This window comes from Thermithiobacillus tepidarius DSM 3134 (genome assembly GCF_000423825.1).
Lineage (GTDB): Bacteria > Pseudomonadota > Gammaproteobacteria > Acidithiobacillales > Thermithiobacillaceae > Thermithiobacillus > Thermithiobacillus tepidarius.
On the sequence record NZ_KE384096.1, the window covers coordinates 314360 to 328108 of the forward strand.

Annotated in this window: 18 protein-coding genes and 1 tRNA gene; 18 read left to right on the forward strand and 1 reads right to left on the reverse strand. The window is 66.4% G+C overall.

Annotated features, from left to right (window positions below):
* From G579_RS17925 to G579_RS0114730, 9 genes are all read left to right on the forward strand, one after another.
* The coding region (locus G579_RS17925) for a chemotaxis protein CheA (protein WP_162143012.1) at positions 1-1258 on the forward strand (1258 nt) is incomplete at its 5' end.
* 22 nt (positions 1259-1280) lie between these two features.
* Entirely contained in the window at positions 1281-2420 is a 1140-nt protein-coding gene (locus tag G579_RS0114695) for a protein-glutamate methylesterase/protein-glutamine glutaminase (RefSeq protein WP_028990780.1), read from the forward strand.
* A gap of 3 nt (positions 2421-2423) precedes the next feature.
* Positions 2424-3164, forward strand: a complete 741-nt coding sequence (locus tag G579_RS0114700) for a flagellar motor protein (RefSeq protein WP_028990781.1) — start codon at positions 2424-2426, stop codon at positions 3162-3164.
* A gap of 15 nt (positions 3165-3179) precedes the next feature.
* The gene (motD, locus tag G579_RS0114705; protein WP_028990782.1) at positions 3180-3986 is read left to right on the forward strand and encodes a flagellar motor protein MotD; all 807 of its coding nucleotides are present in this window, start codon (positions 3180-3182) and stop codon (positions 3984-3986) included.
* 46 nt (positions 3987-4032) lie between these two features.
* Positions 4033-4485, forward strand: coding sequence for a chemotaxis protein CheW (locus G579_RS0114710; protein ID WP_028990783.1), 453 nt, complete (start codon positions 4033-4035; stop codon positions 4483-4485).
* Positions 4486-4522: 37 nt separating this feature from the next.
* Complete coding sequence (locus G579_RS0114715; protein WP_028990784.1) at positions 4523-4723, forward strand: hypothetical protein; 201 nt, start codon at positions 4523-4525, stop codon at positions 4721-4723.
* A gap of 9 nt (positions 4724-4732) precedes the next feature.
* Complete coding sequence (locus G579_RS0114720) at positions 4733-5128, forward strand: DUF2802 domain-containing protein (RefSeq protein WP_155989899.1); 396 nt, start codon at positions 4733-4735, stop codon at positions 5126-5128.
* Complete coding sequence (fliK, locus tag G579_RS0114725; RefSeq protein WP_028990786.1) at positions 5125-6261, forward strand: flagellar hook-length control protein FliK; 1137 nt, start codon at positions 5125-5127, stop codon at positions 6259-6261. Before G579_RS0114720 ends, fliK begins: the two co-directional genes overlap by 4 nt.
* On the forward strand, positions 6239-6550 hold the full coding sequence (locus tag G579_RS0114730) for an EscU/YscU/HrcU family type III secretion system export apparatus switch protein (protein WP_028990787.1): 312 nt from the start codon (positions 6239-6241) through the stop codon (positions 6548-6550). The genes fliK and G579_RS0114730 overlap by 23 nt, the downstream gene beginning before the upstream one ends.
* A 165-nt stretch (positions 6551-6715) precedes the next feature.
* On the opposite strand, the gene G579_RS0114735 is transcribed toward G579_RS0114730, so the two are convergent.
* Positions 6716-6801, reverse strand: a tRNA-Leu gene (locus tag G579_RS0114735).
* 38 nt (positions 6802-6839) lie between these two features.
* Between G579_RS0114735 and rnr the strand changes: the two genes are divergently transcribed.
* The 9 genes from rnr (at position 6840) to rplI (ending at position 13716) form a co-directional block, all read left to right on the forward strand.
* On the forward strand, positions 6840-9095 hold the full coding sequence (gene rnr / locus G579_RS0114740; protein ID WP_081662833.1) for a ribonuclease R: 2256 nt from the start codon (positions 6840-6842) through the stop codon (positions 9093-9095).
* An 80-nt stretch (positions 9096-9175) separates the two neighbouring features.
* Complete coding sequence (locus tag G579_RS0114745) at positions 9176-9859, forward strand: OmpA family protein (RefSeq protein WP_051181760.1); 684 nt, start codon at positions 9176-9178, stop codon at positions 9857-9859.
* Between the two features lie 68 nt (positions 9860-9927).
* Complete coding sequence (locus tag G579_RS17930) at positions 9928-10374, forward strand: nucleotidyltransferase family protein (RefSeq protein ID WP_155989901.1); 447 nt, start codon at positions 9928-9930, stop codon at positions 10372-10374.
* Entirely contained in the window at positions 10371-11117 is a 747-nt protein-coding gene (rlmB, locus tag G579_RS0114755) for a 23S rRNA (guanosine(2251)-2'-O)-methyltransferase RlmB (protein ID WP_038020183.1), read from the forward strand. Before G579_RS17930 ends, rlmB begins: the two co-directional genes overlap by 4 nt.
* A 114-nt stretch (positions 11118-11231) precedes the next feature.
* Positions 11232-11627: a 30S ribosomal protein S6 gene (gene rpsF, locus G579_RS0114760; RefSeq protein ID WP_028990791.1), complete on the forward strand. Its 396-nt coding sequence runs from the start codon at positions 11232-11234 to the stop codon at positions 11625-11627.
* 5 nt (positions 11628-11632) lie between these two features.
* On the forward strand, positions 11633-11962 hold the full coding sequence (gene priB, locus G579_RS18820) for a primosomal replication protein N (RefSeq protein WP_081662834.1): 330 nt from the start codon (positions 11633-11635) through the stop codon (positions 11960-11962).
* Positions 11963-11973: 11 nt separating this feature from the next.
* Positions 11974-12237: a 30S ribosomal protein S18 gene (gene rpsR, locus G579_RS0114770; RefSeq protein ID WP_028990793.1), complete on the forward strand. Its 264-nt coding sequence runs from the start codon at positions 11974-11976 to the stop codon at positions 12235-12237.
* Between the two features lie 40 nt (positions 12238-12277).
* The gene (locus G579_RS0114775; protein ID WP_028990794.1) at positions 12278-13186 is read left to right on the forward strand and encodes a DUF2232 domain-containing protein; all 909 of its coding nucleotides are present in this window, start codon (positions 12278-12280) and stop codon (positions 13184-13186) included.
* A gap of 83 nt (positions 13187-13269) precedes the next feature.
* On the forward strand, positions 13270-13716 hold the full coding sequence (gene rplI / locus G579_RS0114780; RefSeq protein WP_028990795.1) for a 50S ribosomal protein L9: 447 nt from the start codon (positions 13270-13272) through the stop codon (positions 13714-13716).
* Positions 13717-13749: the final 33 nt, after the last annotated feature.

Consider the following 13749-nt stretch of genomic DNA (forward strand, 5'->3'; position numbering starts at 1 on the left):
TGCCAGCACGCGCCCGGCGGCGGCGCCGATCGCCGAGGCATCGCCCGCAAAGGACGCAATGAAGGCGCCGGAGCCGACGCTCGGCAACAAAGAAGAGACCACTATTCGAGTGGACACCCGGCGGCTGGACGAGGTCATGAACCTGGTCGGCGAGCTGGTGCTGGTGCGCAATCGCATCCTGACCCTGGAGGGCAGCAGTGACGGGGAAGGGCGGGAGGCGGCCGCCGCGCACCTGGATCTGGTGACCTCCAGCTTGCAGGCGGCGGTCATGAAGACCCGCATGCAGCCCATCAAGAAGGTGTTCGGCCGCTTTCCGCGCCTGGTGCGCGATCTGGCCAAGAACCTCGGTAAGGAAATTGAGCTGGTGCTGCAGGGCGAGGATACGGACCTGGACAAGACCTTGGTGGAAGAGCTGGCCGATCCGCTGGTGCACCTGGTGCGCAACGCCGTGGACCACGGCATCGAGACGCCCGAAGAGCGCCTGGCGGCGGGCAAGCCGGCCACGGGGCGGGTACTGCTGTCCGCTCAGCAGGAAGGCGACCACATCCTCATCACCATCTCCGACGACGGCCGCGGCATGAATCCGGAAGTGCTCAAGCGCAAGGCCCTGGAGAAGGGGGTCATCGACGAGGAGACCGCCGCCCGTTTGGATGAGCGCCAAGCCTTCAATCTGATCTTCGCGCCGGGTTTTTCTACCAAGGAGCAGATCTCCGACGTCTCCGGGCGCGGGGTGGGCATGGACGTCGTCAAGACCCACATCACCCGGCTGAACGGCGCTATCGACATCCATTCCCGGCCCCAGCAGGGCAGCACTTTCCTGATCCGCTTGCCCTTGACCTTGGCCATCATTCCCACCCTCATGGTGGGCCTGGGCAACCAGACCTTCGCCCTGCCGCTCAGCCTGGTGCGGGAGATCTTCCATCTGGACATGTCCCAGACCCGCATCGTGAACGGGCAGCAGGTGGCGCTGGTGCGGGAAGAGGTGCTGCCCCTGGGCTACCTGGCGCAGTGGCTGCGCCTCGGCTATGGCTCCCAGCGTGAAGGTAAGTCCTACGTGGTGGTCGCCGTGATCGGCGAGCAGCGCATCGGCCTGGTGGTCGACTCCCTGTATGGCCAGGAAGAGGTGGTGATCAAGTCTCTGGGCACCATGCTGCAGCACGTCAAGGGTTTTGCCGGGGCCACCATCACCGGCAACGGCCACGTCGTATTGATCCTGGACGTGCCCAATCTGCTCAATGCGCACGGACTCATGCACTGACGATGAGCAAAGGAAGTTCGCAATGCCAGCCCGCGTATTGATCGTCGATGACTCCGCCTTCATGCGGCGCGCGCTGCGCGGCATGCTGGAGCACGGCGGCGAGATCCAGGTCGTGGGCTTTGCCGACAACGGGCGGGAAGCCATCGAGCAGGTGCTCGCCCTGAAGCCGGACGTGGTGACCATGGATGTGGAAATGCCCGTGCTGGATGGGGTCAGCGCAGTGCGCAGGATCATGGCGCGCTGTCCGACGCCCATCCTGATGTTTTCCTCCCTGACCGAGGAGGGGGCCACGGCCACCTTGGACGCCCTGGATGCCGGCGCCATCGATTTCCTGCCCAAGCGGCTGAGCGACTTGGCCAAGGACCGGGCCCAGGTGGAGCGCATCCTGCGCGAGAAGGTGCTGCATGTGGCCTCCGCCGGCCGGCGCATGGGCCTGGAACGCAAACGGGCCGGCAGCGCGCGCCTGCCGCCCGACAGGCCAAAGCCGGCAGCGGCCGAGCCGGCCAGATCCAGCCTGCCCCGCCCCGCGCTGACCGAAGCGCCCCGGCCCGCGCCGGCGGCCGCGCACAGGCCTTCCGGGCGGCGCCGCTCGCCTCCGTACCGACTGGTGCTCATCGGTACCTCCACCGGCGGACCGAAGGCGCTGCAGGAAATCATCAGCCGGCTGCCCGCGAGCTTTCCGTTGCCCATCGTGCTGATTCAGCACATGCCGGCCAATTTCACCAACACTTTCGCCCAGCGGCTCGACCAGACTTCCGCCTTGCACGTGAAGGAAGCGCAGAGCGGCGATCGCCTGTTGCCAGGGCAGGTGCTCCTCGCGCCGGGCGGCAGGCAGCTGCGCTTCGAGCGCCGCGGCGACGAGGTCGCCATCCGCGTCGAAGAGGCCACTGCGGAACAGATTTACAAGCCGAGCGTCGATGTCGCTTTCGGCAGCGCGGCTCAGGTCTTCGGCGCCAGCGTGCTGGCCGTGGTGCTGACCGGGATGGGCGCGGATGGCCGTGAGGGCGCGCGCGCCTTGGTGGCCGACGGTGCGACCGTATGGGCCCAGGACGAGGAAAGCTGCGTGATCTACGGCATGCCCAAGGCCGTGGTGGACGCCGGTCTCAGCGAGCGGGTGGTATCGCTGACCGAGTTGCCCGACTTGCTGCAGGAGGAGGTCTGACGCATGGATATCCTGAGCATCCTGGGCATTCTGGTGGCCATCGGCGCCATCCTGGGCGGCCAGCACCTGGAAGGCGGCCACGTGGGCTCCATCCTGCAGTTGACCGCCTTCATCATCGTCATCGGCGGCACCATCGGCGCCTGCATGCTGCAGTTTTCCCTGCCGGTCTTCGTCAAGGCGCTGAAGATGACCGCCTGGGTCTTCAAGCCGCCGCACCATTCGCCTGAAGAGGTGATACAGCAGGTGGTGGAGTGGAGCAACACGGCGCGCAAGGGCGGGCTCCTGGCCTTGGAGCCCATAGTGGAAAATGTGGAGGACGCTTTCGTCAAGAAGGGCCTGCAGATGCTGGTGGACGGCGCGGAGCCGGACAAGCTGAAGGCGGTGCTGGAAGTGGAGATGGAAGCCAAGGAGCACATGGACAACCAGGCGGCCAAGGTTTTCGAATCGGCCGGCGGCTACGCCCCCACGGTGGGCATCCTCGGCGCCGTGCTCGGCTTGATTCACGTCATGGAAAACCTGGCCGATCCCTCCAAGCTGGGAGGCGGCATCGCCGTGGCATTCGTGGCCACCGTCTACGGCGTCGGCGCGGCCAATCTCTTTTTCCTGCCCATCGCCAACAAGCTGAAGGCCATCATCCATCATCAGACCGTGCTCAAGGAGATGTTCATCCAGGGATTGATTTCCATTGCCGAGGGCGAAAATCCCCGGCTGATCGAATCCAAGCTGCAGAGCTACATCCCGTAGCCGGGTGCGAAGCCGATGGCGCGCAAGAAAAAGCACGAAGAGCATGAAAATCACGAGCGCTGGCTGGTGTCCTACGCGGACTTCATCACCTTGCTCTTCGCCTTTTTTGTGGTGATGTACGCGCTGTCCTCCATCAACGAGGGCAAATACCGCATCTTGAGCGAGTCGCTGGTGGCCGCCTTCAAGGAAAGCCCGCGCTCGATCCAGCCGATCCAGGTGGGGCCGCAGTCTCCCAACGGAAAGACGCCCACCCCGCAGGGCTCTCTGACCTCGCAGACGCCCATCAACGTGGGCACGCCGGTCAAGGCCGATGCCAGCGGCATCATGGATCGCATCGCCCAGGAAATGCAAAAGGCGCTGGGAGAGCTGATCAAAACCGGCAAGGTGCGCATCACCCGCAGCGCTCGCGGCATCGTGGTGGACATCAATGCCAATTTTCTCTTTGCCTCCGGCCGCGCGGCGCTGACGCCCGATGCCCTGCCGCTGCTCAACAAGGTGGCGGAGATCCTGGCGACCTTTCCCAATGAAATCCAGGTGGAGGGCTTTACCGACAACCAGCCCATTCACACGGTCGAGTTCCCGTCCAACTGGGAGCTGAGCGCCGCCCGCGCGAGCACGGTGATCCGCCTGCTGGCCAGCCAGGGTGTCGAACCAGGCCGCATGGTGGCCGCCGGCTATGGGGAATACCACCCCGTGGCGCCCAACGACAGCGAGCTCAATCGGGCCAAGAACCGCCGGGTCAGCATCGTCATCCTGGCCCCGAACAAGCGCAGCAAGATCGGCGGCACGCCCCTGATCGAACTGCCGGACAAGGCCATTTGAAGTACTCCCGGGAACGGGCGTGCGAGTGAAATCACAAGGAGGTTCCGTGGAACAGACAGCCAAGGTCCAGACCCAGGGCGTGACCCAATGGGCGACATTCCAGCTCGATCAGGAGAAGTACGGCGTGAACGTCCTGCAGGTGCAGGAGATCATCCGCATGACCGAGATCACCCCCGTGCCCGGCGCCCCCGGCTACGTGCTGGGCGTCATCAACCTGCGCGGCAACGTGGTGCCGATCATCAGCACACGCGAGCGCTTCAATCTGCCGGCTGCGGAGCCCACCCCGGAGACCCGCATCATCCTGGTGGACCTGGAAAAGCAGGTGGTCGGCATCGTGGTGGACAGCGTGGCCGAAGTGGTCAACCTGGAAGCCGGCGAGATCGAGAAGGCGCCCAGCATGGACAAGGACGAGTGGGTGCAGTTCATCCACGGCGTGGCGCGCCGGCAGAGCGATCTGCTGATTCTGCTCGACTTGGGCAAGCTGCTGTCGGAAGACTAGGCGGCGGATGGCGTTTTCCTCGTCGGGAGTTCATGCCATGACCGAGATCAAGCCCGTAGCGCCCGTGGATGCCGCGGCCGCGCTGGCCGCAAGCCGGGAACGCCGGGAGGCCGAGCGCCGCGCCCGGCGCGACAGGAAAAAGGCGCCGGGCGCTGCCGCTATTGATGCCTCCACGGAAAATTCCGACAATAGCAACGCTGAACGGCCTGCTTCGCCAGGCATCGACGATTACGCCTGAGGAAAGAGAGTGCCCTGGTTGACGGTTCCGCCGCTGCTCATCTACTTGCTGCTGGGTTTGGTCCTGGTGATTATCATCGCCCAGTTCCTAATCCTGCGCGGCCAGTCGCGGGCGGGCGACATGCTCAAGGCGCGCATGCGCGAGGTGCGCGACCTGGAGGCCGCGCTGCTGGAAACCCAGAGCCTCCTGGCGCAAGTCCGGGAAGAGGTCCATGACCTGCAGCAGCGTCTCACCCGGCCCCTGTCGGCTGCCGCCGCTCCCCTGCCGCAGCAGCCCTACGCCCGCGCCATCGAGCTGATCCGCCAGGGCTACGGCCCCGAGGCCTTGATGGAGGCCTGCGAACTCAGCCGCGGAGAGGCGGAGCTGCTGCTGACCATGCACCGTCCCCCCGCTCCCGCACCTTGAAGCTTCCCGATCTCCTGGCCCAACTGCTGCTGAATCGGGGAGACGCGCTTTCCCCCACCCAGGTGCTGCCGCCGCCGGAAGAGACCTTGCCCTATGCGCCCGGGCAACGGCTGCCGGCCCAGGTGCTGGCACCGGTCGCGCCGGATCGTTTCCTGGTGGCGGTGGGCGCGCGGCGCTATGAGATGCCGCTGCCTGGCGGCCTGCGTGCGGGCGACAAGCTGGAGCTCGTCTATCTGGGCAGCGGCCAAGGCGGTCCCCGCTTTCTGCTGGCCAAGCCGGCAGCCAGCGGCCATGAAGCCGTGGCGCTGAGCGGCGATGGCAAGTTCATCAGCGCCCTGCGGCAGGCGACCCAGCCGCCGGCTGCCGATGCGCCGTCCATGGAACCCGCCTCGGTGCGCTCAGTCCCGCTGTTGAGTGCCGGCGAATTGCCCCCGGCCGTGCGCTTGGCCCAAGTTCTGACCCAGGCCATTGAGCAGAGCGGCTTGTTCTATGAAAGCCACGTGGCCGGCTGGGCTGCGGGGGAGCGTCCGCTGGCCAGCCTGCTGCAGGAGCCGCAGGGGCGCTCGTCGCCGCTGCTCCAGGCTCCCGCCGATCATTCGTCCGAGTCCCGCCGTCCGGGCGAACAGGGGCGGGCGGATTCCGCCGCCGGTGCGCACCCGGCGGCGCGAGACAGGGCAGGAACAGGCGCCGTGGCGAGCCAGCTGGAGCACGACGTGCGCCGCGCCTACCAGGAGCCCCCGCCGGCGGATGCGGCGGAGCCGGCATCCTTGCAGATCCGCCATGCCGATCTCGTGCAGCAGCAGCTGCACAGCCTGGAAAGCCGCCAAGTGAACTGGGCGGGGCAGATCTGGCCGGGCCAGCACTTGGAGTGGCAGATCGAGGAGCGCCCTGCCGCGGCGCCGGGCGGGGTGGAGGGACGGGTCTGGTTCACCACGCTCAAGCTGGAGCTGCCTGGGCTGGGACGGATTTCCGTCCAAATCCAGCTGCTGGACCGCCAGGTCCAGCTGCGCATCCAGGCGGCGGAGGCGGCGTTGCCCCGGCTGCGGGCCGATGAATCGCTGCGCGACGGCCTGCGGAATGCGGGTCTGGCGCTGCAAGGCATGGTGTTGGATGTCGCCGACGGATCGCGATAAGCCGGCCGGCGCGGTCGCCCTGAGCTACCGCGAGGGACAGGCCGCGCCGCGGGTGGTGGCCAAGGGGCGCGGCCTGGTGGCCGAGCACATCATCGCCCGAGCCCGGGAAGCCGGGGTATATATCCACGAATCGCCGGCGCTGGTCGGCCTGTTGTTGCAACTCGATCTGGATCAGGAAATTCCGCCGGAGCTCTATCGGGCCGTGGCCGAGGTGCTGGCCTGGATCTATCAGCTGGAGCAGGGCTTGGCGGTGGATGAAGAGGGGACGGGCCCGGCGCCTGCCGTTTGATGCGGCTGCGCACGGCTTTCCGGCCGCAGCGCAGCCTGCGTCGATCCGCGGCGTTTTATTGCCCATTGACGCTCGCGGCCAATCAGCCCACAATGTGCGGCATGCACAGGCTGACCGAACAACAGAAAAGCGGGTTATGGAAGGACCATAACCCGCTTTTGAATTTGGTACCGAGGACTGGACTCGAACCAGCACGGGAATTACCCACTAGTACCTGAAACTAGCGCGTCTACCAATTCCGCCACCTCGGCATGAATGAATTTATACACGGAACAGGAGCCGGTTGTCAATGGCGAGAGGAAAAAAACAAAACAAGCAGGAGTCGTGGGATGCGGGCGAGGAGCCCAAGGGCAAGAAGAAGGAGAAAGCTCCTGCGCCCCTGGCTGAGCGCGACCCCATGTATGCACGGGAAGCGCAGAAGTACGAGCGGCCGATCGTCAGCCGCGAGCTGATTCTGGATTATCTGGCCAAGCTGGGAGCGCCGGCCACGCTGGAGCGCATCGCCGAGGATCTGGAGGTCGAGGAGGAGGACGTCGAATCCCTGCGCCGGCGCCTGAAGGCCATGGAGCGTGACGGCCAGGTGGTCCGCAACCGCAAGAACGCCTACGGCGTGGCCGAGCGCATGGATCTGATCCGCGGCCGAGTCAGCGGCCATCCGGACGGCTTCGGCTTCCTGATCCCCGACGAGGGCGGCAATGATCTCTTTCTGTCGCCCAAGCAGATGCGCCAGACCATGCATGGCGACATCGTGCTCGGCCGGGTCGTCGGCATGGATCGGCGCGGCCGCCCGGAAGGCGCGGTGGTGCGGGTGCTCGAGCGCGCCAATCAGCGGCTGGTGGGCCGCTTCTTCATGGAGGACGACGTCAGCATCGTCGTGCCCGAGGACAAGCGCATCACTCAGGACTTCCTGGTGCCGCCCAAGCATCGGGGCGATGCCCTGCATGGGCAGATCGTCACCATCGAGATCACCCAGCAGCCGGACGGCCGGCTGCAGCCGGTAGGCAAAGTGGTGGAAGTGCTGGGCGACCACATGGGTCCGGGCATGGAAGTGGAGATCGCCATCCGCAAGTATGACTTGCCCCACGTCTGGGCACCGGAAGCGGTGGCCGAAGCGGAAGCCTTTCCCGACGCAGTGCCGGAGGAGGCCAAGGCCGGCCGCGTGGATCTACGCGAGCTGCCGCTGGTCACCATCGACGGCGAGGATGCCCGCGACTTCGATGACGCCGTTTTCGCCGAGCGCCAGGGCAACGGCTTCCGCCTGATCGTCGCCATCGCCGACGTGGGCGCTTACGTGCAGGAGGGCAGCCATCTGGACCGGGCGGCCTACGAGCGGGGCAATTCGGTGTATTTCCCCAATCGCGTCATCCCCATGCTGCCCGAGACCCTGTCCAACGGCTTGTGCTCGCTCAACCCGCAGGTGGACCGCCTGGCCCTGGCCTGCGAGATGTTCGTCAGCGCCACCGGCCAGATCAAGCGCTTCCGTTTCTTCGAGGCGGTGATCCGCTCGCATCACCGCTTCACTTACACCACGGTGGCTGCCATCCTGCAGCACCGCGATCCGGTCGCGCGCGACCAGCACGCGGCGTTGCTGGAGCCGCTGGAAACCCTGTACGCGCTCTATCATGCGCTGCTGCACGCGCGTGAAAAGCGCGGGGCGATCGACTTCGACACCCAGGAAACGCGCATCATCTACGGCGAGGACATGCGCATCGAGCGCATCGTGCCGACCCAGCGCAACGATGCCCATCGCCTGATCGAGGAATGCATGCTGGCGGCCAACGTCTGCGCGGCCAGTTTTTTCCAGACCCAGGAGATTCCGGTCCTGTACCGGGTGCACCACGCGCCGCCGCCGGACAAACTGGAGGATCTGAAAAACTTCCTGGCCGAGCTCGGCATCCCCTTCCGGGTGCAGGGCGAGGTGACCGCCAAGCATTACGCCAAGCTGCTGGACAAGGTGCGCGGCCGCAAGGACTTCAACATGGTGCAGACGGTCATCCTGCGCAGCATGTCGCAGGCCGTCTACAGTCCTGACAATGCCGGTCACTTTGGGTTAGCCTATCCGGCCTACACCCATTTCACGTCGCCGATCCGGCGCTACCCGGACCTGCTCGTCCATCGGACCATCAAGCAGCTGCTGAACGGGGTGGGCGAGGGCTGGTTCGGCGCCAGTCATGAGCGACTTCAGGAAATGGGCACCCACTGCTCCGCCACCGAACGGCGCGCCGACGAGGCAACCCGCGACGCGGTCAACTGGCTGAAGTGCGAATACATGCTGGACAAGGTGGGCCAGGTCTTCTCCGGCATCGTCACCGGCGTGACCGGCTTCGGGCTTTTCGTCCAGCTGGACGAAGTCTTCGTCGAGGGCCTGGTGCACATCTCCACCCTGGGCAACGACTACTTCCACTTCCAGGCGGAGCGTTACCGGCTCATCGGCGAGCGCACGGGACGGCGCTTCCAGCTGGGCGACGCGCTGCAGGTGCGCGTGGTGCAGGTGAATCTGGACGACGGCAAGATTGATTTCGAGCTGGCAGAAGCCGTAGCCTAAGGCGCACGTCAACCGATCCTCCCGGTGAGCGTTCTAGACCACGGAAGCTCATCATAACGACAGCAACAGGAGATATTTGTATGGCCTTGAACAACAGCGTCAGAAATCGGGGTTTGGCTTTGCTGGTGGCCGGCACGCTGGGCTTGGCGGGATGCGCCACCACGCCGGGCTATGAGCGGACCCAGCAGGGCGCCGTCATCGGCACCCTGGGCGGTGCCGCGGCCGGCGCCGTGATCGGCAACCAGTCCGGCAACCCGCGCACTGGTGCTGTCATCGGTGCGGCGGTCGGCGGTCTGCTCGGCGCCGGCATCGGCCGCTACCTGGACAACCAGCAGCGCGAGCTGGAGCAGCGCCTGGCGGCGGAGCGGGCGGCGAACGAGGTCAACATCCAGCGCGTGAACAACGGGCAGGCCTTGAACGTCACCATGAACAGCCAAGCCTTCTTCCGCTTCGGCACTGCCGAGATCGTCGGCGACGGCCATCGCATCCTGGACAACGTGGCCGACGTGCTGAACCGCTATCCCGAGTCGCGCGTGACCATCACCGGCCACACCGACAGCGTGGGCGATGCGGCCTTCAATCAGCGTCTGTCCCAGCAGCGTGCCCAGGCGGTGATGAGTTACCTGGCCAGCCGCGGCGTGGCTTCGAGCCGCATGGTGGCGCAGGGCATGGGCGAATCCAACCCGATCGCCAGCAACGGCACGGAAGCCGGCCGGCAGTTGAACCGCCGCGTCGAAATCCTGATCACGCCCACCGCCTCCTGATGGAGGCGCTGAGCCAAGCGAGGGCGCCGCGCATGCGGCGCCCTCGTGCTTTGTGCATGCAGGAGCGCGTGATCGCGCACTTCGGCGGCCTGGGCTGGCGGCTGCTGCCGTGCGGGCCCTTGCGCCGGGGAGCCGACACCATCGAGCGCGTGGAGCTTCTGCTGGATCTTGGGCAGAGCCCGGAGCCCGACTGGCCGGCGTTCCTGCGTCAGGTGCCCGATGCGGGCGCCGTGGACGCGCCCCAGCGCAGCGTGTGCCTGACGATGGGCGAAGTGCTCAAATTCTACCGCAGCCCGGCGGACAGCCTGGGCTTTGCCCTGATTGCCCACACCGGGCCGGCCGACTTCGTGCAGCGGCTGCGCCGGCGCCCCGGATGGGATCTGGTGCCGGCCACGACGGAGGAGGATGCCTTCGCGCGGGTGGGCCTGCCCTGGATTGCGCCGACGCTGCGGGCGTTGCCGGACGTCATCGAACTGGCCGAGCAGGGGTATCTTCCGGAGGAGCCACCCGCATGAGCGCTGCCGACGATCTGATCTTCGGAATTCACGCAGTGCAGGCCGCCCTCGATGCCGGGGAAGTGGCGATGCTTTGGGTCATGGCCGGGCGCGAGGACGAGCGCCTGCGGCCCATCCTGCAGAGCGCCCGGCAGCAGCGCCTCTCCATCGAAAGCCGCAGCCGCGAGCAGATGGACCGGCAGCTCGGCGGTGCCCGTCACCAGGGCGTGATGGCCCGTCTCAAACCCATCCGGCCCTGGCAGCTGGAGGATCTGCTGGAGCATCTGGACACGCAGCCGGCACCGCCCTTCGTCCTCATTCTCGACGGCCTGCAGGACCCGCACAACGTCGGCGCCTGCCTGCGCACGGCCGAGGCCGCCGGCGTTCACGGCGTGATTCTGCCCAAGGACCGGGCCTGTCCGATCAATGCCACGGTGCGCAAGGTGGCGAGCGGAGCGGCCTCGCGTCTGCCGATCGCCCAGGTGACCAACCTGGCGCGCAGCATGGAGCAGCTGCAGGCGCGCGGACTCTGGCTGATCGGCCTGGCCGGCGAGGGGCCGGCGTCCCTTTACGAGCAGGATCTGCGCGGGCCCCTGGGAATCGTCATGGGCGCCGAAGGGGAGGGGTTGCGGCGCCTGACCCGCGAGCACTGCGATGCCCTGGCGCGCATTCCGATGCAGGGCGGCTGCGGCAGCCTGAATGTTTCGGTGGCCGCCGGCGTGGCCCTCTTTGAAGCGGTACGCCAGCGGCAGGCGCCCGCGTAAGGCGTCGGCGCGGGCCTTGCAATTTCCGTCGATTGCTTTACACTTCCCGCCTTTGTTCATCCATCTCCTTGCTCCAGGCGCGTCCTGGGGCTTGACAGCCAAAAGGAGCTCCACTTGAGACACTATGAAATCGTGTTTCTGGTCCATCCCGACCAGAGCGAGCAGGTCCCCCAAATGATTGACCGCTATCGCGGCACCATCGAATCTTCCGGCGGCGCCATTCACCGCCTGGAGGATTGGGGCCGCCGGCAGCTGGCCTATCCCATCGCCAAGGTGCACAAGGCGCACTACGTGCTCATGAACATTGAGTGCGACCATCCCACCCTGCAAGAGCTCGAGCATGCCTTCCGCTTCAACGACGCCGTGCTGCGCCACCTGGTCGTCAAGCGCGAGGAGGCTGTGACCACGCCCTCGCCGTTGGCCCGCGACGGCAGCCAGGAAAGCGCTGGCGAGAGCAGCGCCGACAATGAGCCGGCCTCCGCCGATGGCGACGAGGACGACAACGAATAAGCACCTTGCCGAACGCGGGGCTTGATACCAACCTGACCCACTTAGGTGGTATCATCGCTCAAGTGGATCCTGTCCGTTACACCCCCGCCGGCAAGATCGTGCACGGCTTCGTGCTGGAGCATCGGTCCGTGCTGCTGGAGGCGGGGCTGCCGCGCCACAGCCACTGCCGGATCCGGGTGGTGGCCATCGATCTGGCGCCAGAGCAGCTTGCCCTCATTCAGCCGCAGACCGGCGTGGTGGTCAGCGGCTTTCTGGCGCGGGAACGGGTAGGGCGGGAAAATCGACTGGTGCTGCACGCGCAAGCTGTTCGAGCAGCACAAGGGAAATCAGTTTAGGAGAGATGAATATGCAGAATCGCAGACCGGCTGCCAAGAAAGATGGCGAGAAGCGTGGCGGTTTCTACCGCCGCAAGAAGTTCTGCCGCTTCACCGCCGAAGGCGTGAAGGAAATCGATTACAAGGACCTGAAGACCCTGCAGGCCTACATCGGCGAAACGGGCAAGATCGTTCCCAGCCGCATCACCGGGACCAAGGCCCGCTACCAGCGTCAGCTGGGCGTCGCCATCAAGCGCGCCCGCTACCTGGCGCTGCTGCCCTACGTGATCAGCTAAAATTGACCGTACCTGGCTGCGCGCCAGGCGCTGTTTTGCGATGATGGCGGAAACGCTGACAGAGCGCATTAGCGCCTGGATCCTACGCAGCCGCTGGCATGCCACTCTGAGCCTGGCTGCGATTTTCAGCCTGGGCTGGTGGCTGCCGCCGCTGGCCGGTCCCCTCTTTGCGTTCAGCTGCGCCGTCGTGGTGCTGATCGCTCTGCAGGTGGGTACCCGCGGCAGCCTGGAGGTGGGCGCGTTGAGCGCGGCGGCGGTGGCGCTCTTGACCATCAAGCCCGCTGTCGGCTTGGCCTTCGTGCTGCTCTGGCTGCCGGCCTGGCTGCTGGGCGAGGTATTGCGCCGCAGCGGCACGCTGCGCGCCGCCAGCTGGGTGCTTCTGGGCTTGGGCGCCATGATCGTGGCGCTGGCTGTCTACGCGGTCCCGGGCGAGGCGTCCAGCTATTGGACGGGCGTGCTGCAGCAGGCACTGAGCCAAGTCGCCCAGGATGGCGGGGCGAACGCGGAGGCCGTGGCGCAGCTGGCCGCGCTCTTCCCGGGGCTGATGGGCGCCAGCGCGGTGGTGGTCTGGGTCCTGGCACTGCTGCTGGGGCGCTGGATGCAGGCCAGCTACGCGGAAGAGCACACCCTGCAGGGCGAGCCCTTCCGCGATTGGAGCCTGCCCAACGCGTTTTTGTTGATGCTGCCGCTGGCTTTTTTGCTGGGCTGGCTGGGTTCGGGTGATTTGGCGCTCTTTGGCCAGAACATCGGCTTGATCCTGGGCGTCCTGTTCATGTTCCAGGGGCTGGCAGTGATCCACACCGTGGCGGGACTGCGGCAATGGCCATGGCAGGTGCTGCTGGCTTTTTACGTGGTCCTGATCCTCCTCGCCCAGCTGGCCTTCGTGGTGAGCGGGCTCGGGATCGCGGACAAGGCGCTGGATCTGCGCCAGCGTCTGCAGGAAAGGTAAAAACATGAGCCCACCGCTGGGTCGGACAGGCCAGCGGGGGCGCAAATTCGACGGCCTGGCGGCCGTAACGGAAGGAGAGTGCAATGCAAGTGATTCTGCTGGAAAAAGTAAGAAATCTCGGCAACTTGGGCGATGTGGTTTCGGTGGCGCCGGGCTATGGCCGCAACTACCTGATCCCCCAGCACAAGGCCGTGCCGGCCACCCAGCGCAACCTGGAAGACTTTGCCGCCCGCCGGGCGGAGCTGGAGGCGCAGCAGGCCAGGATGCTGGCGGAGGCGCAGCAGCGCGCCAGCATCCTGGATGGCGTGGCGGTGCAGGTCGCCCGCCAGGCGGGCGAGGGCGGCCGGCTCTTCGGCTCCGTGGGCACCCAGGATATCGCCGAGGCCCTGACCGCCGCCGGCCATGCTGTGTCCCGCGCGGAAGTACGCCTGCCGCAGGGCGCCTTCAAGAGCACCGGCGAGCGCAGCGTGGAGATTCAGCTGCACCCGGATGTCGTGGTCACCGTGACCGTGAACGTGGTGCCCGCCTAAGCAGCACGATGCCGGGGCCGGCTGAGCCGGCCC